Here is a 23,190-nt window from a genome sequence, read left to right on the forward strand (position 1 = left end):
GGAAAACTAACCTCTCAACCCGCGAGGACGTCGTCGTCGCCCATGCGCTTCAGCTCGCGGACGAGCAGGGCGACGCCAGTGGCGATGGCGGCGGCGGAGACCACCGCGTCGGCCAGCTGGAGCTTGTCGTTCTCGAAGCGGGCCTTCTTGGCCTGCTTGATCACGCTGACCGCGCCGAACAGCGAGGTCGCGATGGACAGGTAGGTGCCGGGCTTGGACTTCTTGAAGCCCTTGGCCTTCTTGATCGCGCTCATAGCGACGGTGCCTCCTCGATCAGCGGGTGGCCCCACCGTTCGGTGAGCGCGGCCTCGACCGCGGCACCGACCCGGTAGAGCCGGTCGTCGGCCATGGCGGGAGCGATGATCTGCAATCCGACCGGCAGACCGTCCTCCGGCGCCAGACCGCAGGGCAGTGACATGGCCGCGTTCCCCGCCAGGTTCGCCGGAATCGTGCACAGGTCGGCGAGGTACATCGCCATCGGGTCGTCGGCGCGCTCGCCGATCGGGAACGCGGTGGTCGGCGTGGTCGGCGAGACCAGGACGTCGACCTGCTCGAAGGCCTTCTCGAAGTCCCGGGTGATCAGGGTGCGGACCTTCTGCGCCGAGCCGTAGTACGCGTCGTAGTAGCCGGAGCTGAGCGCGTACGTACCGAGCATGATCCGGCGCTTGACCTCCGCGCCGAAGCCTTCGGCGCGGGTGAGTGCGGTGACGTCCTCGGCGGACTTCGTGCCGTCGTCGCCCACCCGCAGGCCGTAGCGCATGGCGTCGAAGCGGGCCAGGTTGGACGAGCACTCCGACGGCGCGATCAGGTAGTACGCGGCGAGCGCCTTGTCGAAGGACGGGCAGGAGATCTCCACGACCTCGGCGCCCAGCTCGCGCAGCAGCTCCACCGACTCCTCGAAGCGCTGCATGACGCCGACCTGGTAGCCCTCGCCCGCGAACTCCTTGACCACGCCGACGCGCATCCCCTGGACGCTGCCGTTGCGGGCGGCCTCGACGACCGCCGGAACGGGAGCGTCGATGGAGGTCGAGTCGAGCGGGTCGTGCCCGGCGATCACCCCGTGCAGCAGCGCCGCGTCCAGCACGGTACGGGCGCAGGGGCCGCCCTGGTCGAGCGAGGACGAGAAGGCGACCATGCCGTACCGGGAGACGGCCCCGTACGTCGGCTTGACGCCGACCGTGCCGGTGACGGCGGCGGGCTGGCGGATGGAGCCGCCGGTGTCGGTGCCGATGGCCAGCGGGGCCTGGAACGACGCGAGGGAGGCGGCGGAGCCGCCTCCGGAGCCGCCGGGGATGCGGGTGAGGTCCCACGGGTTGCCGGTGGGCCCGTACGCGCTGTTCTCGGTCGAGGACCCCATGGCGAACTCGTCCATGTTGGTCTTGCCGAGGACGATCACGTCCGCGTCCCGCAGCCGCTGGGTCAGCGTCGCGTCGTACGGCGGAATCCACCCTTCGAGGATCTTGGAACCGACGGTGGTCGGGATCCCCTTGGTGGTGAAGATGTCCTTGAGCGCGAGCGGAACCCCGGCCAGCGGGCCCAGCTCCTCGCCGCGCGCCCGCTTCTCGTCGACGGCGCGGGCCTGCGCGAGCGCGCCCTCGCGGTCCACGTGCAGGAAGGCGTGCACCTTCTCGTCGACGGCCTCGATACGGGCCAGATGGGCTTCGGTGACCTCGACGGCGGTCAGCTCGCCGGAAGCGACCTTGGCGGCGATCTCCGCGGCGGTGAGCCTGATCAGATCGGTCATGCGGGTCAGTCCTCCCCCAGGATCTGCGGCACCTTGAAACGCTGCTGCTCCTGGGCCGGGGCGCCGGACAGCGCCTGGTCCGGGGTCAGCGACGGACGGACCTCGTCCGGCCGCATGACGTTGGTCAGGGGCAGCGGGTGGGAGGTCGGCGGTACGTCTTGGTCGGCGACCTCGGAGACGCGGGCCACCGCGCCGATGATGTCGTCCAGCTGTCCGGCGAAGTGATCCAGCTCTTCGGCCTTCAGCTCCAGACGCGCCAGCCGTGCGAGGTGGGCAACCTCCTCGCGCGTGATGCCAGGCATGCAGCGATCCTCAGGGTGAGTGTGAAGTGTTTTCCGGGCCCAATCCTATGGCGCCGCCACCACCCCGCGCGAAACGCTTAGCGGTGCCGCGCTGCTTCTCCTGGGGTTTCGCTGCCGGGTGCGGGCCGGTGGGTGGGTTGTGCCAACCCGTTCCTCCCCCAGCTACCGCTGGGAGGTGCCCCCGGGGAACGATTGCCCACAACCGGTTACGTCACCGGCTGATCGGCGTCCTTCTCCGCAGGAGCGTCCGTGGACTCCTCGCGCCGCCACCCGCTCTCCCCCCGGGCCCGCAGCCACGCCGTCGTCTCCTCCGGAGGCATCGCGGCGGCGACCAGCCACCCCTGCACCGCGTCACAGCCCAGATCCCGCAGCCGCTCCCACGTCTCGTCGTCCTCGACACCCTCCGCCACGACGAGCAGCCCCAGCGAATGCGCGAGATCGACCGTGCAGCGCACGATCTCCGCGTCCTCGTTGTCCACGGCGAGCCGGGCCACGAACGAGCGGTCGATCTTCAGCTCGCTCACCGGCAGCCGCCGCAGGTGGACCAGGGACGAATACCCGGTGCCGAAGTCGTCCAGGGACATCTTCACCCCGTGCCCGGTGAGCCCGGCGAGGGTGTCGGCGGCCCGCTGCGGGTCCTCCAGCAGCACGTGCTCCGTTATCTCCAGCTGGAGCGCCCCGGCCGGGACCCCGTGCCGGGCGAGACGACCGGCGACGGCTCCGGCGAAGCCGGGGGTGTGCACATCGCGCGGCGAGACGTTGACGGCGACCGGCACCTCGAGACCGTCGGCGCGCCAGCGCGCGACCTGGCCGAGCGCGGTCTCCAGGACGTACTCGGTGAGCCGGGGCATCAGCCCGGAGCTCTCGGCCATGGAGATGAACTCGTCCGGCGGCACCTTCCCCCGGTCCGGATGCACCCAGCGGACCAGGGCCTCCAGCCCGGCGACATGGCCGTCGAAGCCGACCTTGGGCTGGTAGTGCAGCTCGACGTCGCCCGCGTCCAGTGCGCGCCGCAGATCGCCGAGCAGGCCGAGCCGGTCGGGGGTGTTGCCGTCGCGGCGCGCCTCGTACAGCTCGACGCCGCTGCGGTCCCGCTTCGCCTGGTACATGGCGACGTCCGCGCGGCGCAGCAGCCCCTCGGCGTCGAGCGCGTGGTCGGGGTAGACGGCGACCCCGGCGCTGGCCTCCAGCACCAGGGTCAGCCCGTCCAGGTCGAGCGGGGAGCCGAGGTCGCCGACGAGGACGCGGGCGCTGCGCTGGGCGGCGGTGAGCGAGTCGGTGGTGGGCAGCAGTACGGCGAACTCGTCGCCGCCGAGCCGCGCGACCTCGGCCCCGCGGGGCAGCGCCAGCCGCAGCCGCTCGGCGATCTGGAGCAGCAGCCGGTCGCCCGCCAGGTGGCCGAGGGTGTCGTTGACCGAACGGAAGCGGTCGAGGTCCAGCAGGACGAGCGCGGTGCGGGACCCGGCCCGCTCGGCCTCGTCCAGCGCGGTCCAGGTGCGCTCCAGCAGCCATTGGCGGTTGGGCAGCCCGGTGAGCGGGTCGCGCAACTGCTCCTCGGCCCGCACGCGGGCGATCCACAGCGTGGAGTCGAGGGCGACCAGCGGCACCGCGAACAGCGGGAGCAGCAGCGGGGTGTCCCCGGCGACGACGACGATGAGCGGGGCGATGCCGAGCAGGGCGATGCCGACGAGGGCCTGCCGGAAGAGGGCGGTGCGGGCGACGGTGGGGAGTCCTGCGCCGGGTGGGGCGAGGGAGTACCACAGCAGGGCGCGGGTCACCGTGAGGTAGACGAAGGCGGCGAGGACCGTCTGCGGGATGGCGGAAGCGTGCCAGGTGTCGGTGTGCCAGGGCTGTTCGACGGAGGGAGTGGTGCCGAAGGCGGCGAGGACGAGGGCGGCCGCGCCGACGCCGAGGATGTCGACCGCGCCGTGCAGGGCCGCCTGCCGCCAGCGGTGCCGTCGGGCGGCGCCGACCAGGACCACCACGGCGAGGCTGACGAACATGGCGGGCATCCAGCCGTAGAGCAGCAGCGCGGCCAGGGTTAACGCGGCGCCAGATCCGGTGCCGCCCCACCAGCGGTCCCGGCCGAGGGCGACCAGATGGCCGACGATGATTCCGGTGAGGACCGCGAGCGACCAGCCCACGGTGCCGTCGGGAAAGAGCGCATGGCCCGCGTCGAGCACTCGGAATACTCCGATGCCGAGTGCGAAAGCGGCCATGGCGACCGCGGCGGCGGGCAACGCGGGCAGCAGAACCCGGCGCAGCCGCGACGCCGGTGCGGCGCTTTCGGTCGGTTTCATACCCGTCCCTCTCACAGCCGGCGGTGCCAGCGCCACGGCAGGCGCACACCTCAACAGTAGGCGGCAGAAGGGCATGGTGGGCGGCGATCGGCAGCGGTTGCCCGAATGCCGCCCGACGATCCATAACCTTCTGGTATGCGCTGTAAGGGTGATGCCCGCTGGCTGTGCCCGGGAAGTGCTCCCAGTCGTATTCCGGCCAGCTTTGCGGGGTCATCGCACCGAAGATGGCCGGACTACTGCGCCGGACGGGTGACTTGACTACTCCTCGTAAGCTCCTCGCGCGCTCATCGACTACTCCCGGACCACTCCCCCTACTTCACGGACTACCTACTCCTCCGTCCCCTCCGCGGACTCCTCCGGAGGCGTTACGGCGACCTCGCGGGCGGCGTCGGGGCCCTGTTCGAGGAGGACGGCAAATCCGTCGTCATCGAGCACGGGGACCTTCAACTGCATGGCCTTGTCGTACTTCGATCCGGGATTGTCGCCGACGACTACGAAATCAGTCTTTTTCGAAACAGAGCCGGTGACTTTCGCACCACGGTTCTGTAGCGCCTCCTTGGCACCGTCCCGGGTGTGCGATTCCAGCGTGCCCGTGACCACCACGGTCAGCCCCTTGAGCGGCAGCGGGCCCTCGTCCTCGCCCGCCTCCTCCTCCAGCCGCACCCCGGCGCGCCGCCACTTCTCCACGATCTCGCGGTGCCAGTCGACGGCGAACCACTGCTTCACCGAGGCGGCGATGATTCCGCCGACGCCCTCGGTCGCCGCCAGCTCCTCCTCGTCGGCCTCGGCGATCCGGTCCAGCGAACGGAATTCCCGGGCCAGCGCCGCGGCCGCGACCGGGCCGACATGACGGATCGAAAGGCCGGTGATGATCCGGGCCAGCGGGCGCTGCTTGGCGGCCTCGATATTGGCCAGCATCGCCAGGGCGTTCTTCTTCGCCTCGCCCTTCTGGGTGGCGAAGAAGGTGACGACCTTCTCCTCCCCCGACTCCGGATCGCGCTTGGGCAGCCCGCTGTCCGGGTCCATGACATACGAACGGATGGGCAACAGTTGTTCGATCTTCAGATCGAACAGATCGCCCTCGTCCCTCAGCGGCGGCTCGGCGGGCTCCAGCGGCTGGGTGAGGGCGGCCGCGGCGACATAACCGAGGTTCTCGATGTCCAGGGATTTCCGCCCCGCGAGATAGAAAATCCGCTCGCGCAGCTGCGCCGGGCAGGACCGGCTGTTGGGACACCGCAGATCGACATCGCCCTCCTTGGCGGGCTGGAGCGGGGTCCCGCACTCCGGGCACTCGGCGGGCATCACGAATTCGCGCTCGCTGCCGTCCCGCAGATCGGCGACCGGACCCAGGATCTCCGGAATGACATCGCCCGCTTTACGCAACACGACGGTGTCACCGATCAGCACACCTTTGGCCTTGACTACGTCCTGGTTGTGCAGTGTCGCGAATTCGACCTCCGATCCCGCGACTGTGATCGGTTCAACCACCGCATAAGGCGTCACCCGCCCCGTGCGCCCCACACCCACCCGGATGTCGACCAGCTTGGTGTTGACCTCCTCGGGCGGGAACTTCCAGGCGATCGCCCAGCGCGGCGCCCGCGAGGTGGAGCCGAGCCGCCCCTGCAACGGGATCTCGTCCAGCTTGATGACCGCGCCGTCGATCTCGTGCTCCACCGAGTGCCGACGCTCGCCGTCCCCGTAGTGCGCGATGTACTCCCGCACGCCCTCGATCGAGTCCACCACCTTGAAGTGGGCGGCGGTCGGCAGCCCCCACTCGTGCAGCAGCTCGTACGCCTGCGACAGCCGGTCGATGGCGAAGCCCTCGCGCGCGCCGATCCCGTGGACCACCATGTCCAGCGGACGGCTGGCGGTGATCTTCGGGTCCTTCTGGCGCAGCGAACCCGCCGCCGCGTTCCTCGGGTTGGCGAACGGCGGCTTCTCCGCCTCCACCAGCCGCGCGTTCAGCTCCTCGAACGCCTTGCGGGGCAGGAAGACCTCGCCGCGCACCTCCACCAGCGCCGGGACGCGGTCGCCCGTCAGCCGGTTGGGGATCTTGGCGATGGTGCGCACGTTGGGGGTGATGTCCTCGCCGGTGCGCCCGTCTCCACGGGTCGCGGCACGCGTCAGCCGCCCGTGCTCATAGGTGAGGTTGACCGCGAGACCGTCCACCTTCAGCTCGCACAGGAAGTGGTACGCGCCGGTGCCCAGCTCCTTGGCGATGCGGTCGGCCCAGGTCCCGAGCTCGTCGTCGTCGAACGCGTTGTCCAGGCTGAGCATCCGCTCCCGGTGCGCGACCTCGGTGAACTCCGTCTCGTACGCCCCCGCGACCTTCTGGGTGGGCGAATCGGGGGTCCGCAGCTCGGGGTGCTCCTCCTCCAGCGCCTCCAGCCTGCGCAGGAGCCTGTCGAACTCCGCGTCGCTGACGATCGGGGCGTCCTTCACGTAGTACCGGAAGCGGTGCTCCTCGACCTGCTCAGCGAGCTTGGCGTGCTCATCCCGTGCCTCCGTGGGCACCGTCGACTGCTGTTCGCCGGCCACCGTGTCGTCCTCCCGTCACTCAGGGTTGTCCGCGAGCGATCTCGCCGCCCGGACACAGTGGGCCAGCGCGGCGCGCGCGTACGCGGGCGAAGCGCCCGCGAGCCCGCACGACGGCGTGATCACCACGGACTCCGCGAGAGTCCCCGGTGACAGCCCCAGCCTGCGCCACAGCGTCCTGACACCCCTGACGCTACCGGCAGGGTCCGACAACGGGGCGTCGCTGCCGGGGACGGCGCCGATGAACAGCGACGTCCCGCCTTCCACGGCCTCCCCGATCGCCTCCTCCTCACGCTCCGTGAGCAGCGAGAAATCGAACGAGACCCCGCTCGCCCCCGCGCGCCGCAGCAGCCCGAACGGCACGTTCGGCGCGCACGAGTGCACCACCACCGGCGCCTGCGCCGCCGCCACCAGATCCCGCAGCGCGCCTTCCACCACGCCCCGGTCCACCGCGGCATGGGTGCGGTAGCCGCTGGCGGTACGGACGGTTCCGGTCAGCACCGCCGTCAGCGACGGCTCGTCCAGCTGGAGCGCCACCTCGGCGCCGGGCACCCGGCGGCGCACCTCCGCCAGGTGGGCGCGCACGCCCTCGACCAGCGAGGCCGTCAGATCGCGGCAGGCACCCGGGTCGCTCAGCGCGACCTCCCCGTTCCGCAGCTCCAGGCCCGCGGCCAGCGTCCACGGCCCGACGGCCGACACCTTGAGCGCCCCGCGGTGGCCCTGGGTGAACTCCTCCAGCGCGTCCAGGTCCTCCCCGAGCCAGGACCGCGCCCGCCGGGTGTCCCGCCCCGGCCGGTCGCTGATCCGCCAGCCGCTCGGCTCCACATGGGCGTACACCTCGACGAGCATCCCGGCGGTCCGCCCGATCATGTCCGCACCGGGCCCCCGTACGGGCAGCTCCGGCAGATACGGCAGCGCCTCCAGCGACCCGGTGACGGTCTTCGCGGCCTCCCGCGCGTCGTCGCCCGGCATCGACCCGACCCCGGTCGCGGCCGCCGCGCCCCAGCTGTGCTTGTTGGTCTTCTCGCTCACCCCGAAAGCCTATGGGGTGACGGGCGTCAGCCGCGGGGGCGGACCTGGAGGTCGGTGATCTCGGCGTCGCGCGGCAGGTCGAGGGCGGTGAGGACGGTCGTCGCGACGGTCTCCGGGGCGATCCAGCGCTCCGCGTCGTACTCCTTGCCCTCCTGCTGATGCACCTTCACCTGCATCGGCGTCGCCGTGCGGCCCGGGTAGACGGTCGTCACCCGCACGCCGTTTCCGCTCTCCTCCCAGCGCAGCGCGTCCGCGAGGGCCTTCAGTCCGTGCTTGCTGGCCGCGTACGCGCCCCACTGGGCGTTGGCGCGCAGGCCCGCGCCGGAGTTGACGAAGACGACGTGGCCCTGCCCCAACCGGAGCTGCGGCAGGAGCAGCCGGGTCAGCTCGGCGGGGGCGACGAGGTTGGCGGCGAGCTGCCGGTTCCACGCCTTGGGGGTCAGCTCGCCGATCTCGCCGAGGTCGACCACGCCCGCGATGTGCAGCAGCGAGTCCAGCCGGTCGGGCAGCGACTGGTGGCTCAGCGCCCACGACAGCTTCTCCGGGTCCGCCAGGTCACCGACGACCGTACGCGCCCCCGAGAACCGCCCGGCCAGCTCCTTCGCCCGCCCGGCGTCCCGCGCCAGCAGCCACAGCTCGTCGCCCCGCTCGGCCAGCCGGTCGGCGACCGCCGTGCCGATGCCCGAACCTGCCCCAGTGATCAGATGCGTTCCCATGCCCCCAGCTTGCCGCACCTTCCGCGGCCACAGGGAATCGCGTCAGCCCGCGAGCAGGCTGTCCAGTTCGGCCGCGAACAGCTCGGCGGGGTCGAGGCCCATCCCGGTGAAGTGGCCCGCGAGTTCCAGGGACAGCACGCCGTGCAGCCGGGTCCAGAAGGTCAGGGCCCGGCGGAGCGCCGCGGGCGGGGCGGGATGGGGTTCGGCCCACTGGCGGTGCTCTTCGAGATGGGCATCGAGCCGTGTCGCGGGGGCGTCCGTCGGCACCGCGGCGAAGGCGTCGAGCAGGACCGCCATGATCTCGGACGCGATCGTGGTGATGTCGTCGGGCGCGTGGTATCCGGGGACGGGCGTGCCGTAGACGAGGAAGTACCGCTGGGGATCGGCCAGGGCCCAGGCGCGCCAGGCGCGCGCCAGCGCGGTCACGTCGGCGCCGGGCTCGGCCGCCGCCGCCTGGACGGTGTCGGCGAGGCTTCGGTAGGCGTCCCTGATGAGGGCGGTGATCAGCTCGTCCCGCCCGGCGAAGTACCGGTAGAGCGCGGGTCCGCTCATGCCCATGTGCTTGGCGATCGCGTTGAGGGAGAGCGCGGACGCCCCCGCCGTGGCGATCTGCTCCCACGCGCGCTCCTTGATCTCCGCGCGCACCTGGGCGCGGTAGCGCTCGCGCGGGGTCCCTGCACCCGGTTCCGCCATAGGTCTGCCGCCCTCCTGCGCCACTACACCCTCAAGATTGAGTTTGACGTTATCACGAAGGTTATTGACACCCCGATTCGCGCCGCATTAGAACTTCTTACGACAACGAGAGCACATAACCGCAAAGGGAGAGACCTCATGCCGAGCATGCGCCCGTTAGCGTTCGCGATCCCGCTCGCCGTTGCCGCCACCCTCGGGATGGCCGCCCCGTCCGCCCAGGCCACCCCCGGCGGTACGTCCACGTGCCGTGGACAAGGCGTCGACCCCGCCGCGCAGATCCGCTACCGGACCGACACCGTGATCAAGGCGCCGCTGAGCACCATCTGGAAGCTCCAGACCGACGTGGAGCGCTGGCCCGCCTGGCAGGCGCCCGTCCTCACCATGAGGCGCCTCGACTCGGGCCCCCTGCGGAGGGGTTCGCAGTTCCGGTGGACCACCCCGGCGCAGGCCACCCCCACCACGCCCGAAACCACCCTGACCATCACCTCGACCGTCCGCCAACTCCGGCACGGCGACTGCATCCTGTGGAAGGGACCCGCGATCGGCGACGGGCTGCGCATCGACGAGGGCGTCCACCTGTGGACGTTCACCAAGGTCAAGGGCGGTGTACGCGTCCACACCGAGGAGACGTGGACCGGCGACCAGGTCGAAGGCGATGTCCCCACCGCGACCGAGGCCCTCGGCAGGGGTCTCGAACAGTGGCTGCGCGACCTGAAAGCCGCCGCCGAGGCCCGCGGGCGTCAGTGAGGGCGGATCAGACCGCCTCCAGGTACGTCATCAATCGTCTTCGCCGTCGATCTCCAGCGCGGCGAGCAGCCGCCACACGTCGGAGGACGGGTCACGCTTGAGGGGATCGCACCCGCCAGCATGGCCGCTGTACTTCGTCCATTCCTCGTAGGAGTGGGACTTCGTCACATCGAGGGGGCCGTTCTCGTCGGAGACCTTGGCCTTGCACTGCCCGTACGGGCAGGCGTTCACCAACTTGCGGGCGTTGCGTATGGCGCTCTTCACCCGGCCTCGGCCCAGCAGTGACTCCGCCCGCTGTCCGTCGAGGCCCTTGCCCCGTTCGCCGGAAGCGCGGTCGTACTCCTCGAAGCCCTTGGCGTCCTTGTGCTGGCGGAGCTGCTTCTTGATCTCACCGTCGAGTCCGCTCTCCGGGCTGGTCCACGGCTTGAAGTGGAGCAGCAGCCACAGTTCGAAGGACGGGTGGGACAGGGCCACCTGCACGCCGTTCTCGGCGGCCTTGCGCATAGCCCGCGGGATCTCGGCGTCACGGCTGTCCGCGGCGTCCCGATCGAAGAGCACCCACTTCTCGTCGTGCGGCCCGGCCTCTTCCAACACTCTGTCGACGGTCGCCATAGGCCGGAGACCGCCGGCCGCTCCTATCAGGACAAGCCTGAAGGAAGACTTGCCCTCACGGGTGCGGTAGGTGCGTTCCAGCAGATGAAGGTAGTCCTTTTCGGTCTTCTCGCCCTCGTGCGCTACGTAGACAACCCGCTGAGCTCTGTTTCCGTACGCACCGACCGCCCCACGAGGCGACCGGGGAGACTCCCCCTTCACGCCGCCGCTTACGCCGCCCGCCGTTGTCCTGTTGTCCTCTCCGCCCCCTGCTCACGCTGTCGCCCTCAGCTCCTCTTCCACTCTCGCCAGCTCGTTCGCGATCTCTCCGGTGATGAGCTGAGGAATCCCCCCGTAGTGACCCCGGAGGTAACGGCGTTCAAGAGGCTCTTCCTTGCGGGCCTTCGCCGCGGTCAGCGGATACAGCTCGGTCTCCCCGCCCCGGCTCTTGACCGTGATCCACACCTGATCCCGGTCGAGCGGGCGCTGGGCGGTCGCGTTGCCGAGCAGGGTCGCGTCATGGGTGGTGAAGATGAGCTGGGCGGCCAGTGGATTGGCCTGCCCGTCGTGGAAGAGACGGATCACCTCCGCCGCGAGCAGCGGGTGCAGGCTGGAGTCCAGTTCATCGACCAGGAGCGAGCCACCACGGTCCAGGGTGTACAAGAGCGGGCCGAGGAAAGCGAACCAGGCATGGGTGCCCCGGGATTCCTGACCCCAGAAGTCCAAGGGAATGCTGCCACCGCCAGGGGCCCGGTGCAGCAGGCGCACTTCACCGCTCTCGGGGTCGTGGTCCATCCCGGTAATGCCGAGGTCCGCCACGGCGAGCAATCTCGTCAGCCGTTCCCGCAGCCTCTTCCCCTCCACGTCGGAGCGGCCGAGCTGTCTGCGGGTCCAGTGGGTGCGGTCCTCAGTGTCGCCCGACCACAGGTTGTCGACGAACCAGCGATGAACGGCGGAGAGCTGCGGATGGTTGAGGGTGGCCGCGACCGTGAGGAAGAGGGCGTTGGGCCTGGTAAGGGCCGTGGCTTCATCCTTACGGCCGCGGAGCCCGCTGCCGGGGAAATTGAACTCGCCACCCTCGTCCTCCGACCTCCCGGCCTCCCGGTCGAACCAAATCTGGCGACGCCCGGAGGGATAGGCGTGGAGCCATTCCGCTTCTACTCGCTGGTCGGACACCTCGAACCCGTAGGTATAACGGGTCTGGGCGCGGCCCAGGAGCAGCTCGACCTCGAAGAGACTGGTTTCCTCGCGGGCCGCGGGGTCGAGCGCGAACGGCTCGCGGGGAACGGCATCCGGCTCCTTGCCCCAGTCGGCGAAGGACGCGAGTACGGCCGTTCTCATGAATCGCAGGGCCTCCAGCGCGTTCGACTTGCCCGAAGCGTTGGAGCCGAAGATCCCGATCGCAGGCAGCACGGACACAGGCTTGCCCTCGAACCGGGCGCTCGTCTCTCGGCCCGTACCGTCGTTGAACTCGGTCGCCACCAGCGACAGCTCTTGCTCGTCGCGGATCGACCGGTGATTGGCCACCCGGAAGCTGAGCAGCACGGCATCCTCCTCGTGAGGCGGTGCCCAGATCGCCGCCTTATGCTCTCTGATGCGGAAAACCCACATGAGACAGCCTATGACGCGGCTACTGGATGTGTCAGCACAAGCCTCCACACCGTTCTCCGCGAAGTGGACGAGGTCGCTGAGCGGGCACGGCAGGAAGCCCTCCGCTTCCATCCGCTGGAACTGCTGCTTCAGCCCGTCGTAGAACCGTTCCTAAAGACTGAGCGGGAGTGAGTCCTGATGCCAGGCTCCATGCTCAGCCGCGTGCCCCGAACGGTGTTGGGCATGCTGGTCGCCCGCGTTCGCTCCGCTGCCGGGCGGCACGAATCGTGTCCGTGGTCCGGGAAGGCGGGGGCGGGGTCCCTCGCGCCGTCGGGTCTCCGGTCGGGCCTGGGCAGTCCGATGCCCCGCACGATCGCTCTGGTCGTGCGGGGGCGGTGCCGTCCGTCGCCGGATCGGGTGTCCGAGGGCGCGTCGCCCGATCGCGATGCTGGCCGCATCGTGCCGGGAAACCTTGCGGTTGCTCGTGGTCAGGGGCTGTCGCGATGTTCTGCTCGGCGGCCATCGCCACCAGCCGCGCCTTCAGTCTCGCGGCGGGAAAACGGGAGATCAGACGGCAGAAGCGCTTGTTACGGCCGTACTTCTCCCGGCACCGGCCGTCGGTGAAGTCCAGGTCCTCGACCGCGATCGCCCCCGCCCCGGCGGCGCGGGTGTGGTGCAGCAGCCGGGTCAGGGCGTGCCGGATCTGGGCGTCCCGGTGCTGGGCGCCCCCCGACAGGTCGTAGACGAAGCGGCGGGGTTCGCCCATCGGGTTGCCGTGGGTGTCCAGGCGCCAGGCGGCCAGGTGATCGTCGTTCATGTCGACGGCGACCACACCCCGGGCGAGCGCGGCTTCCAGTGGAAGGACGGGGGCGGGGGTGCGCTGCCAGGAGGCGGTCACATACCAGCGCCCCCGGGCGACGTCGTGGTGGATGCGGTAGGCCACCGCCCGGTTCGCGGTGATGCGGTCCCGCCACTCCTCACTCCGGTGGTGGAACGCCACCGTGGCGTCCAGCACGTACCGGCCGTGCGGTGCGTTGGCCAGGCGGACCAACGCGGCGGGGAGTCTGATCGAGAGCTGTCCGGTGGCGGTGATGCGAATGGTTTCGTTGCCCAGGCGTTTGCCGGACTCCCCGTGGGCGCCCAGGAACATCCGCGCCGTCTTCCAGCGCTCCTGCCATGCCTGCTCGCTCAGTCCGGCCTGGTCCAGGTGGTGGCGCAGGTGCGCGAGTTTCTTCCCGCCGCGCACCACCCGGACGCGACCCGCTGCCCAGTCCGCCTCCACCCCGGCCAGCCGGGCCCGCAGCGCGTGCAGGCGCCGGGACTTGGCATGCCACTCGGCCCGCGAACCGTAGCCACGCGGCACGCCTTCCCGCTTGTCCGCCTTCGCCCCCAGCGGACGGGCCAGCCGCGCCTGGATCGACGCGATCTGCTTGCGCAGCCACGCCATCTCGGCTGCCTGTCCGCGCCGGGCCAAAGCCCACTGATCGTGAGTGGCCTTGGTGATACTGCCCGCCCACCGCGCCGATGCGGTCCCGGTCAGCTCCCGCTTCCGCACCGCCCAGGTCTTGCTGCCGTGCTCCAAGCCCTGCCGGGAACGCACCGCGAGATCACCCGCGGCCAGTCCACCGAGGAACACGCCGACCTCTGCCAGTACCGCCGCATCGGTCTCCGACACGCGTAACCGGGCCCGGACCGCCACCCCCGTCGGGCCAGGGACCACGAACGGCGCCGCCACCTCCCGCACCTCGCCCAAACCCCTCACCCCCGGCCATCATCGAAGACCCTCTCGCCCCGTCCAACGACCTCCACCCGCAAAGGTCACGCATTCGACATGCGCACCTCCGTTCCCATGGGCTCGACGCCCGCCCATACGCCTCGGCTGCCGATTGCCAGCGCTCATTTACGCTCGCAAAAGCGCACTCGTACAAGGTCAAGCGGCAGGAGTTCCGAACCCCGCCGCGTTCAGCAGCACGACCGGCTTGATGTGCAGCCCGTGCTTCTTCAGCTCCAGGATCTCCGTCGCCTCGTCCAGCGTCCCGGCCCCGCCCACCATGATCACGACGGCGTCGACCCGGGCGAGCAGCTGCGCCTTGCGCTCGGCAAGATCCTTGGTGACCACCATCTCGTCGGCGCCCTCCCGGGCCTTCGCGGCGAGGAACTCCACCGGGCGGGGGTGGTTTTCATGGCCGTCACCCTACGAGCCGGGTCGGACACATTCACGGCTCCGCGCCACGCGGATCGCGTCGTGCAGCGCCTCGGCGAGGCGGGCGGAGAGGAAGCGGAACTCGCCGAGCGGGACTTTGGGGTCGGCGAGCATCGCGCGGGCGTGGGTCAGCAGTTCGTCTCCGGTGGAGAGCTGCATGTCCTCGACCTCGTCCGCCAGAGCGGCCACGGGACCGTCGCCGTCGGTGGAGAGATAGCAGGGGCGGCCGTCGGGAGTCGTCCAGGGTAGCAAGCGGAGACCGGTCGTTGGGGTGACTTCGCGTGACATGTGCCTACTGTCACAGGTCGCGTCTAGCCTGGTCACAGAATCGGCGTGACGGTGCGTGACATCGCCGCGACGGTGCGATCTGTGCGATGGGGAGGGTTCGCTTTGACCCAGCGGAAGAAGAAGCCGTCACCGGCCGCGAGGGTGTTCGGTGCGCAGTCCCGCATGATGCGGGAACGGCTCGGATGGACGATGAAGGACCTGGAGAAGCGGGTCCCTTACACCGAATCGATGATCGCCAAGGTGGAGCGCGGCGAGCGGGTACCGAAGCCGCCGTATGTGGTGGCGGTGGATGAGGCGCTGGCCGCGCAGGGGCTGCTGATTGAAGCGGCCAAGCTGTTGTGGCAGGACGGGCCGCCGGAGTGGACGCAGGAGTATCGGGAGTTGCAGGCCCAGGCGCTGTCGCTCTACGTGTACTGCACCCACATCCTGCACGGATTGCTCCAGACCGATGACTACGCGCGGGCGGTGTTGCGTTCCCTGCGCCCCAGCCTGGACGAGGAGGAGGTCGAGGCTGCCGTCCAGACGCGCTTGGAGACGCAGCAGCTCTTGCACCGCAAGCCCGCCCCCAGGTTGGCCTTCGTGCTGGAGGAGGCCGTGCTACGGAAGACGATCGGCGGTACGGAGGTATGGAAGGAGCAACTGCGCCACCTGCTGAAGTGTGCTGACCTCCACAACCTTCAGCTCCAGGTCATGCCGGACTCCCGGGAGACCAACGCCGGTGTCGCAGGGCCCTTTGTCCTGCTGGAAACGCCGGTGCACCAGACCATCGGCTACGTCGAAGGCCAACAGGGTAGTTACTTCCTACCGGACCCCGAAGACGTGAGCGTGCTCAACCACCGCTATGGCACGATCCAGTCGCAAGCCCTGGACCCCGAAGCATCGGTGGCCTTCATCAAGCGACTGTTGGCGGGAGACCAATGAACAGCGAACTGACCTGGTTCAAGAGCAGCTACAGCGGCGGCCAAGACGAAGCCTGCGTCGAAGTCGCCGTCGAATGGCACAAGTCCAGCTACAGCGGCGCCGAAGGGGAAGCATGCGTCGAGGTAGCCGCGTGCCCTGATGCCGTACACATCCGCGACTCCAAGGACACCGCGATACCGGCCCTCACCGTCACTGCCCCCGCATGGTCGGCCTTCGTCGGCTTCGCGGCCCGACAGCCGATCGCATAGCGCAGCCGAACCGCACGCTCCACCGGTTGCCGGGTGACCGACAGCCGGTGGGGTGGAGCCAGGTGCCGGGGAGCCGACCGCCGGTGGGGCCGCGCCCTACCTAAGAACCCCGGAAAAGAACTCCCACCCACCCCACCCAACTCATCACCCCATCGGGTGACTTGGGCGCGAATATGCCAAGGGTCGGGTTAGTCTCGCCGCAACAACCGCACACAGACGTCGGCCCCCGCCGGGACTGCCATCCCGAAACGAGGGCCTGACCAACTAGGAAGACGAACCCTTCCCGATGGCTGATACGCAGTCTAGTGCGCCCATGCGCGCTCGCGCCGACGCTCCCGCGTCCGGCGTCATCCACGTCCGCACCCGGCACACCGCCAACTTCACCGTGCTCTCCAATCGGCTCGCCCAGCGGGCGGGCAGTGCGGTGACCGTCGGCGTCGCCGCGTACATCCTGTCCCTGCCCGACGGCGCCTCCATCCGCATCGACGCGCTCTGCGCGCACTTCAAGGAGGGCCGGGCCCGGATCTCCGCCGCGCTCAACGAGCTGGAGGCGGAGGGCTGGCTGGAACGGCGCGTCGAGCGGGGGCCGGGCGGGCGGATCGTCACCCGTACGTTCGTGTACGACGCGCCGGGCCGTACGGAAAGCGACGCGCCCCCGGCCGTACCCGCGCCCGAGGCGCCCGTCGCGGAACCGGCGCCGAAGCCGGAGCCCGGGCCGAAGCCGGGTGCCGCGCCCGATCCCCGCGCCGCCGCCGTCCTCGGCTCCCTGCGGCACCGCGACCGGCGGCTCGTGCTGTCCGAGCGGGAGACCGCCGCGCTGGCACCGGCCGTCGCGGAATGGCTCGACCGTGGCGTCGGTCCGCACGAGATCGCCGAGGCGCTGACCTCCGGGCTCCCCGACCGCATCGACCGCCGTCCGGCGCGGCTGCTCGCGTACCGCCTGGCCGCCCTGCGGCCACCCGCTCCTGCCGACGCCCCGGCGCCGACCCGTCCCCTCCCCTTCCAGGACTGCGACGGCTGCGACCGCGTCTTCCGCGCGCCCCGGCCGGGACGGTGCCGCGACTGCCGGGGAGCGGCGGACGACTCGGCGCCGCTCGCCGCTTGACCACGAACCAACGCTTCAGCCCGAAAGAGGTACGACCGCATGACACCTGTACTTGGCGATGCTCCGACCGTGTGCGGGGGTGCCTACCCACAGCTACCCTGGCAGAGGCCACGATCACGAGGGGCGGGCACACCATGACAGCGCAGATGGAGAGCCCAGTGCAGACCGAAGAGATGCGGCGATTCGAGGAATTCGACGCGGCATTCCCGGACTACCACGCCGAGATGATCGACGGAGAGGTCTACGTCAGCACCGTGGTCAGCAGCCCACACGGGAACATGGTTCTCACCATTGCCTCCCAGCTCGTGTCCCAATGGTTCGTGATGACCGAGGTCGACACCGTCTACGACGGCTGGCACGGCAAGACGCTCCTCCGCCCGGACCTCGCCGTCGCTCACCCCTCCTACCGGGGTACGCGGCTGAAGCAGTTCCCCGCCGACGAGATCATCCTCGTGGCCGAGGTCGTCTCTGAGTCCAACCCCGAGAACGACACCGACAAGAAGGTCAAGAAGTACGCCCTCGCGGGAATCCCGTACTACCTGATCGTCAACCCCATCGAGGGGAAGTGCCTGCTCTACTCGCTGCCCAGCGGGAACCACTACCGCGCATCGCTGGAGACCGATTTCGGCGAGCCGGTGCCGATCGGTGATCCGATCGACGCGACGCTCGACACCAAGTCCCTCTACACGTACTGAAGGATCATGGGCGGGCTGTGACGGGGCAGGCATGGATTCAACCGGGATCCCGGGGGCACTCGGAGCTCCATGACGGCTGTATTGGCCTACAAGGGGCTTGGCATTGTTCCTCTCTGGGTGCCGATCGGAATCGCCATACTGTTTTTCATCGCTTTGGGAGTCCAGCTCCATAAGCGGAAGTAACCAGGCGGCCGGTGGCAGGCTGGGCCTGCCACCGGCCGTTACCGGGTTACCGGAGGGATCGGGCTACCGGGTGAAGTGGAAGATTCCCCACGTCACATGGTTGCTCTTACCGCCCTCGACCCAGTTGGTGAGACCTTTCTTCATGTGGGCGAGGTAGTCGGCGCTGATGTGTTCCGACAGGCCCTGGTCCTCCTGGCGGCGGGTCTCCTCCAGGACCCGGCCGTAGTGCGTGACCAGTTGCTCGCGTAGCTCCTCGAAGCCACCGCCGACCTCGGTGAAGCCGAGGCGGGCCAGTTCGTGGCGGTAGAAGTCCGGGGAGCCCATGGTGTCGAGGTGGATGCGGTCCAGGATGGGCCGCAGGGTGTCGGACGGGCAGCCGTCCGCCGCCATGGGGTCGGTGAAGATGATCTGACCGCCGGGGCGCAGGACGCGGGCGGCCTCCTCCAGGGGGCGGCGGCGGTTGCCGCTGTGCAGGAACGCGTCCTGCGACCAGACGACGTCGACGCTGTTGTCCGGTAGCGGGATCTTCTCGAAGGAGCCGTCCAGCACCTCGATGATCTCGCTCAGCCCGCGCTCGGCGTTGATCGCACGGTGCCGCTCGTTCTCGACCTCGCTGAGGTTGAGGGCGGTGACGCGGCAGCCGTACGTCTCGGCGAGATAGCGCGCGGAGCCGCCGAAGCCCGCTCCGAGGTCGAGGACGCGGGAGTCCGGCGTGAGGTCGAGGCGGCCTGCCATGCGGGCGACGGTGCGCCTGCTGGCCTCGGCGATCGGCTCGTCGGGCCGGTCGTACACGCCGATGTGGATGTCCTCGCCGCCCCAGACGCGCCAGTAGAACTCGTCGGCGTCCGTGGAGTTGTAGTAGTCGCGGGCGGTACCGACGGCCGGGGAGTACTCCGCGGCCGTCTCGTCGGTCGCGATGTACGCCTTCTCCGCGACGTGGATGAAGAAGTCGGGCTGCTCCTCCCGGTAGGTGTGCTGGAAGTCGCCGTACGTCTCGATCCGCTGGAAGCCGACCTCTTCCATGAGCCTGCGCGTGTAGTCCTTGCGCAGCGGAAACATGTTGAGGTGGTAGACGGATTCGTCGGGGAAGCTGTAGCGCATACGGCACAGCCCCTCGTCGACGTGCTCCGGCTCGACGGCGACATCCTCCCCGCAGTAGTAGAACACGTGCTTGCTGGAGTAGCCCTGATCGAGCATGGCGTCGTAGTTGCGGTGGTCGAGGATCAGGACGCCGTCATGCTTGAGCATCGCGTAGAACTCGGCGAGGGCCTTGCGGCGGTCACGCTCCGAGAAGAGGTGCGTGAAGGAATTGCCGAGGCAGACGATCGCGTCGTACGGGCCGTGAACGTCGCGGTTGAGCCAACGCCAGTCGGCCTGGACGACGCGGAGGATGTGCTCGCCGTGCTTGAGCCCGTTGTCGAACGCCTGGGCGAGCATCTCGGCGCTTCCATCGACGCTCGCGGTCTCGAACCCGGCTTCCAGGAGCCGCACGGAATGAAAGCCGGTCCCCGTGGCCACATCGAGGACCTTTTTTACGCCACGCTCCCGAAGGAGGTCGATGAAGAACGTGCCCTCACTTTCTGCTCGCTTTTCCCAGTCGATCAGTGAGTCCCATTTTTCAACGAAGCTTGGTACGTACTCCTCGGTGTAGTGATCGGTGTCCCTGACCTCGAATGGATTGTCTCCGAATTTCTGGACCGATCGCGCAGAAATAACGAAACCTCCGGTGCTGAGACAGCGGACGACGGCACCCGTGTCCGGATGTGCGCCTCCCCGAACTCCCGTGATCTATGCCACCTGCGACGCCAAATTGTATGTAAATACAAAGCAACACAGACTGGCCAATCCGGAATACACCGTTTCATGCTGTTTTTAGTGTTTCTTCGCGCTAAAGGCGGACGTATCCGCAGCGGCATCAGCCGGGATCGGTGGAAGCGAGTGCCCGCATCGGGCTCCCCGACACGGCCCGGTCGCCAGCATCCGGAAAGGGCGAACCGTAGCTCATGGCGGAACGAGTTTCCCATTATGCACCGTGGAGTGCCTCCCACTCCCTCAGCGGGAGGACTGCGTACCCGGGAAGAGTTCGACGCGCACGCTGTCGTCGTCGGCGATGACGTAGGTGGGGTCGGTGCGGTGGCGCCAGCCCAGGGGCAGCAGGTAGTAGCGCTGGTCCCGTTCGACGAGCAGCCGCAGCCGACTGTAGCGATACCGGTAGTGGCGCCCCTTGCCCAGGTCCTCGACGAGCGGGCCGGGTGAGCCGGAGATGCTGAGCCGGTCGGTGCTGAGCACCACCACCGCCGTACGGCGTATCTGGGCGCCAAAACAGTGCGGAACGGACACGACTCCGGCGTTATGCCTGCCGGGCGACCGGGCGGGAGCGCTCCGTCGCCGCGATGGTCGCCGAGCCCACGACGCGGGTGCCGTCGTAGAGCACGATCGCCTGGCCGGGGGCCACTCCGCGGACCGGCTCGGCGAAGGAAACCCGCAGCTCGCCGCCGACCGGTTCGGCCGTCACCTCGGTCTCGCCGCCGTGGGCGCGGAGCTGGGCGGTGTAGGTGCCGGGCCCGGTGGGGGCGGCGCCGCACCAGCGGGGCTTGATGGCGGTGAGCGCCGAGACGTCCAGGGCTTCGGCGGGGCCGACGGTGACCGTGTTGTTCACCGGGGAGATGTCCAGCACGTACCGCGGCTTGCCGTCGGCCGCCGGGTGGCCGATGCGCAGCCCCTTGCGCTGGCCGATGGTGAAGCCGTACGCGCCCTCGTGGGTGCCGAGCTTCTGGCCGTCTTCGTCCACGATGTCGCCCTCGGCGGTGCCGAGGTGGCGGGAGAGGAAGCCCTGGGTGTCGCCGTCCGCGATGAAGCAGATGTCATGGCTGTCGGGCTTCTTGGCGACGGCGAGGCCCCGCCGCTCGGCCTCGGCGCGGATCTCGTCCTTGGTGGTCAGCGTGTCGCCGAGGGGGAACATGGCGTGGGCGAGCTGCCGCTCGTCCAGGACCCCGAGGACGTACGACTGGTCCTTGGCCATGTCGCTGGCGCGGTGCAGCTCCAGAACGCCGTCGTCGCCGCGGACGACCGTGGCGTAGTGCCCGGTGCACACGGCGTCGAAGCCGAGCGCGAGCGCCTTGTCCAGCAGCGCGGCGAACTTGATCTTCTCGTTGCAGCGCAGGCAGGGGTTGGGGGTGCGGCCCGCCTCGTACTCGGCGATGAAGTCCTCGACGACGTCCTCGCGGAACCGCTCGGCCAGGTCCCAGACGTAGAACGGAATGCCGATCACGTCGGCGGCCCGGCGGGCGTCGCGCGAGTCCTCGATCGTGCAGCAGCCGCGGGCGCCGGTGCGGAAGGACTGCGGGTTGGCGGAGAGCGCGAGGTGGACGCCGGTCACATCGTGGCCCGCCTCGGCCGCCCGCGCGGCGGCGACCGCCGAGTCCACGCCGCCGGACATGGCGGCGAGGACGCGCAGGCGACGGCCGTCGCGGGGACCTGTGGGCGCACCGGGGAAGTCAGTCATAACCCAGCCAGCATAATTCGCTCGGCGGGGAACGAATAACGGGTTGGCCGCTCAGCTCGCGCGGGCCCGATCCAGCACGCGCCGGGCCAGGTCAAGGGCCTGATCGACATCCTTGGCGAGATAGGACAGCTCGACGAAGCAGTGCCCGACGCCCGCCTCCCGCTCCGCCCGTACGACCGTGGCCGCGATGTCCTCGACCGAGGCGTCGGCGTCGGGGTTGACGCGGAGGATCGCGTCGAAGCGGGCCGGATCCCGCCCCTCCCGTTCGACCGTCTCCCGCAGTCCGGCCAGGCCCTGGGCGAGGGTCGCGATGAAGTCGGTCCCGGCGTACTTGCTGCCGACGGGCGCGATGGGCAGCCAGCCGTCGGCGCGGCGGGCGACCCGGGCCATGGCCGCGGGGGCGAAGGCGCCCAGGTAGACCGGCGGGTGGGGGCGGGCGGCGGGCTTGAGGTCGATGTGGCTGGCGGGCACGGTCCAGTGGGTGCCGTGGTGCTCGACCGGGTTCTGCGTCCACCAGGCGGTGAGGACGTCCAGGCACTCGTCGAGGCGGTTGCCGCGCTCGGCCATGGGGATGCCCGTCGTCTCGTACTCCTCGGGCGACCAGCCGGTGCCGAGGCCGACCAGCAGCCTCCCCGCACTCAGCAGGTCGATGCTGGTGAAGGAGCGGGCGAGCAGCGCGGGGGCGTACCAGGGCGCATTGATGACATTGGTGCCGAGTTCGACGCGTTCGGTGGCCGCCGCGGCGGTGGCCAGCAGGGCGAACGGGTCCAGGGCGGACCGGAATTCCGGTGGGATCACATCCGTACCGGCATAGCCGACCTTCGGGTCGACCGGGGCGAGCAGCCGGTCGCCGACCCACAGGCTGTCCGCGCCGAGCGCTTCGGCCTCGCGGGCGAACCGTGCGGCGTGCTGCGGATGGTGGGCCAGCTCACCGAACTGGGGAAGGGTGAACCCGATGCGCATACGGCGGCTCCTCATGGCTCGTGGTTCTCGGGCCCCGTTGTCCTTGGGCTGCCGGGCATCCTCGCCGTTAGTTCAATATTCAGCTACCCGTCGACATACGGTTCGCGCCATGATCCGCTGCGGCGGAACCGCGCGCAGGGGCCCGCGCGTTGAGCCTGCGTGAGCGAAACCAGCGGCGGCGTGCGCCGCCATGTGAGCCGGCGCACCCTGCTGCTGGGAGGCACCGCGGCCGGGCTGGGCGCGGCCGGAATCGGCGGATACGCCGCGCGGGACGAGCTGCGCCGGTTGTGGTGGCGCGTGCCGGGGGTGGAGCAGCCGCGCGAGGAGGGCGCCGTCGACCACCCGGGCGCGGACTGGGTGGCCGCCTCCGGGGCCAACTACCGGCGCGCCGACCGGCCGTACGACTACGCGGTGGACCGGGTGGTGATCCATGTCGTGCAGGGGTCCTACCAGGACGCGCTGAAGGTCTTCCGGGACCCCGGACACCGCGCCGCGGCGCACTATGTGGTGCGCCGCGACGGGCATATAGCGCAGACGGTCCGCGAGCTGGACGTGGCGTTCCACGCGGGCAACCGCTCGTACAACGAGCGCAGCATCGGCATCGAGCACGAGGGGTTCGTCACCCGGCCCCAGGACTTCACGGACACCATGTACCGGTCCTCGGCCCGGCTGACCGCGGCGATCTGCGAGCGCTACGGGATGGCGAGGGACCGCGAGCACATCGTGGCCCACTCGGAGGTGCCGGGCACCGACCACACCGACCCCGGCCGCCACTGGGACTGGGACCGCTATCTGGAGCTGGTGCGGGCGGTGCGGATCGCGAAGTGAG

Annotated in this window: 22 protein-coding genes and 2 pseudogenes; 6 read left to right on the forward strand and 18 right to left on the reverse strand. The window is 69.8% G+C overall.

The window, feature by feature from the left end:
- Positions 1-14: 14 nt before the first annotated feature.
- From LCH29_RS21390 to LCH29_RS21425, 8 genes are all read right to left on the reverse strand, one after another.
- Positions 15-254: a hypothetical protein gene (locus LCH29_RS21390; RefSeq protein WP_179936925.1), complete on the reverse strand. Its 240-nt coding sequence runs from the start codon at positions 252-254 to the stop codon at positions 15-17.
- The gene (gene gatA / locus LCH29_RS21395) at positions 251-1,744 is read right to left on the reverse strand and encodes an Asp-tRNA(Asn)/Glu-tRNA(Gln) amidotransferase subunit GatA (RefSeq protein WP_446463354.1); all 1,494 of its coding nucleotides are present in this window, start codon (positions 1,742-1,744) and stop codon (positions 251-253) included. The genes LCH29_RS21390 and gatA overlap by 4 nt, the downstream gene beginning before the upstream one ends.
- 5 nt (positions 1,745-1,749) lie before the next feature.
- A complete protein-coding gene (gatC, locus tag LCH29_RS21400) occupies positions 1,750-2,046 on the reverse strand; it encodes an Asp-tRNA(Asn)/Glu-tRNA(Gln) amidotransferase subunit GatC (protein WP_009714835.1) in 297 nt (98 codons plus the stop codon).
- Between the two features lie 206 nt (positions 2,047-2,252).
- Entirely contained in the window at positions 2,253-4,346 is a 2,094-nt protein-coding gene (locus LCH29_RS21405) for a putative bifunctional diguanylate cyclase/phosphodiesterase (protein ID WP_446463355.1), read from the reverse strand.
- Positions 4,347-4,673: 327 nt separating this feature from the next.
- Positions 4,674-6,884 (reverse strand): NAD-dependent DNA ligase LigA, encoded by a 2,211-nt coding sequence (ligA, locus tag LCH29_RS21410; protein WP_446463356.1) that lies wholly within the window; start codon positions 6,882-6,884, stop codon positions 4,674-4,676.
- Positions 6,885-6,899: 15 nt separating this feature from the next.
- The gene (locus LCH29_RS21415; protein WP_446463357.1) at positions 6,900-7,913 is read right to left on the reverse strand and encodes a methionine synthase; all 1,014 of its coding nucleotides are present in this window, start codon (positions 7,911-7,913) and stop codon (positions 6,900-6,902) included.
- A gap of 26 nt (positions 7,914-7,939) precedes the next feature.
- Complete coding sequence (locus LCH29_RS21420) at positions 7,940-8,629, reverse strand: SDR family oxidoreductase (protein WP_446463358.1); 690 nt, start codon at positions 8,627-8,629, stop codon at positions 7,940-7,942.
- A gap of 42 nt (positions 8,630-8,671) precedes the next feature.
- Positions 8,672-9,322: a TetR/AcrR family transcriptional regulator gene (locus LCH29_RS21425; protein WP_446463359.1), complete on the reverse strand. Its 651-nt coding sequence runs from the start codon at positions 9,320-9,322 to the stop codon at positions 8,672-8,674.
- A 138-nt stretch (positions 9,323-9,460) separates the two neighbouring features.
- Here LCH29_RS21425 and LCH29_RS21430 point away from each other — a divergent pair, with 138 nt between their 5' ends.
- Positions 9,461-10,069 (forward strand): SRPBCC family protein, encoded by a 609-nt coding sequence (locus LCH29_RS21430; protein WP_446463360.1) that lies wholly within the window; start codon positions 9,461-9,463, stop codon positions 10,067-10,069.
- 30 nt (positions 10,070-10,099) lie between these two features.
- Here LCH29_RS21430 and LCH29_RS21435 read toward each other — a convergent pair whose 3' ends face one another.
- The 6 genes and pseudogenes from LCH29_RS21435 to LCH29_RS21460 all read right to left on the reverse strand — a co-directional run bounded on the left by LCH29_RS21435 (position 10,100) and on the right by LCH29_RS21460 (position 14,741).
- On the reverse strand, positions 10,100-10,882 hold the full coding sequence (locus LCH29_RS21435; protein ID WP_446463361.1) for an RloB family protein: 783 nt from the start codon (positions 10,880-10,882) through the stop codon (positions 10,100-10,102).
- Positions 10,883-10,933: 51 nt separating this feature from the next.
- Entirely contained in the window at positions 10,934-12,271 is a 1,338-nt protein-coding gene (locus LCH29_RS21440; RefSeq protein WP_446463440.1) for an AAA family ATPase, read from the reverse strand.
- Between the two features lie 33 nt (positions 12,272-12,304).
- Positions 12,305-12,415, reverse strand: a pseudogene (locus tag LCH29_RS21445) (TIGR00730 family Rossman fold protein); the annotation flags it as partial.
- A 49-nt stretch (positions 12,416-12,464) separates the two neighbouring features.
- Complete coding sequence (locus LCH29_RS21450) at positions 12,465-14,012, reverse strand: IS200/IS605 family accessory protein TnpB-related protein (protein WP_446463362.1); 1,548 nt, start codon at positions 14,010-14,012, stop codon at positions 12,465-12,467.
- Positions 14,013-14,198: 186 nt separating this feature from the next.
- Positions 14,199-14,414, reverse strand: a pseudogene (locus tag LCH29_RS21455) (LOG family protein); the annotation flags it as partial.
- Positions 14,415-14,444: 30 nt separating this feature from the next.
- Complete coding sequence (locus LCH29_RS21460; protein WP_446463363.1) at positions 14,445-14,741, reverse strand: hypothetical protein; 297 nt, start codon at positions 14,739-14,741, stop codon at positions 14,445-14,447.
- A gap of 45 nt (positions 14,742-14,786) precedes the next feature.
- Between LCH29_RS21460 and LCH29_RS21465 the strand changes: the two genes are divergently transcribed.
- From LCH29_RS21465 to LCH29_RS21480, 4 genes are all read left to right on the forward strand, one after another.
- The gene (locus tag LCH29_RS21465) at positions 14,787-15,662 is read left to right on the forward strand and encodes a helix-turn-helix domain-containing protein (protein WP_446463364.1); all 876 of its coding nucleotides are present in this window, start codon (positions 14,787-14,789) and stop codon (positions 15,660-15,662) included.
- On the forward strand, positions 15,659-15,910 hold the full coding sequence (locus LCH29_RS21470; protein WP_446463365.1) for a DUF397 domain-containing protein: 252 nt from the start codon (positions 15,659-15,661) through the stop codon (positions 15,908-15,910). The genes LCH29_RS21465 and LCH29_RS21470 overlap by 4 nt, the downstream gene beginning before the upstream one ends.
- A gap of 286 nt (positions 15,911-16,196) precedes the next feature.
- On the forward strand, positions 16,197-17,015 hold the full coding sequence (locus LCH29_RS21475) for a hypothetical protein (RefSeq protein ID WP_446463366.1): 819 nt from the start codon (positions 16,197-16,199) through the stop codon (positions 17,013-17,015).
- Between the two features lie 158 nt (positions 17,016-17,173).
- Entirely contained in the window at positions 17,174-17,710 is a 537-nt protein-coding gene (locus LCH29_RS21480) for a Uma2 family endonuclease (RefSeq protein ID WP_446463367.1), read from the forward strand.
- A 246-nt stretch (positions 17,711-17,956) separates the two neighbouring features.
- On the opposite strand, the gene LCH29_RS21485 is transcribed toward LCH29_RS21480, so the two are convergent.
- From LCH29_RS21485 to LCH29_RS21500, 4 genes are all read right to left on the reverse strand, one after another.
- Positions 17,957-19,681, reverse strand: a complete 1,725-nt coding sequence (locus LCH29_RS21485; RefSeq protein WP_446463441.1) for a glycine/sarcosine N-methyltransferase — start codon at positions 19,679-19,681, stop codon at positions 17,957-17,959.
- A gap of 264 nt (positions 19,682-19,945) precedes the next feature.
- On the reverse strand, positions 19,946-20,233 hold the full coding sequence (locus tag LCH29_RS21490; protein WP_446463368.1) for a hypothetical protein: 288 nt from the start codon (positions 20,231-20,233) through the stop codon (positions 19,946-19,948).
- 10 nt (positions 20,234-20,243) lie between these two features.
- Positions 20,244-21,398: a tRNA 2-thiouridine(34) synthase MnmA gene (gene mnmA, locus LCH29_RS21495; protein ID WP_446463369.1), complete on the reverse strand. Its 1,155-nt coding sequence runs from the start codon at positions 21,396-21,398 to the stop codon at positions 20,244-20,246.
- A 51-nt stretch (positions 21,399-21,449) separates the two neighbouring features.
- Entirely contained in the window at positions 21,450-22,361 is a 912-nt protein-coding gene (locus LCH29_RS21500) for a TIGR03619 family F420-dependent LLM class oxidoreductase (protein ID WP_446463370.1), read from the reverse strand.
- 159 nt (positions 22,362-22,520) lie between these two features.
- Here LCH29_RS21500 and LCH29_RS21505 point away from each other — a divergent pair, with 159 nt between their 5' ends.
- Positions 22,521-23,189 (forward strand): N-acetylmuramoyl-L-alanine amidase, encoded by a 669-nt coding sequence (locus tag LCH29_RS21505; RefSeq protein ID WP_446463371.1) that lies wholly within the window; start codon positions 22,521-22,523, stop codon positions 23,187-23,189.
- The last annotated feature ends 1 nt before the right edge of the window (position 23,190 follow it).

The sequence above is a fragment of the Streptomyces sp. BRA346 genome (genome assembly GCF_052851135.1).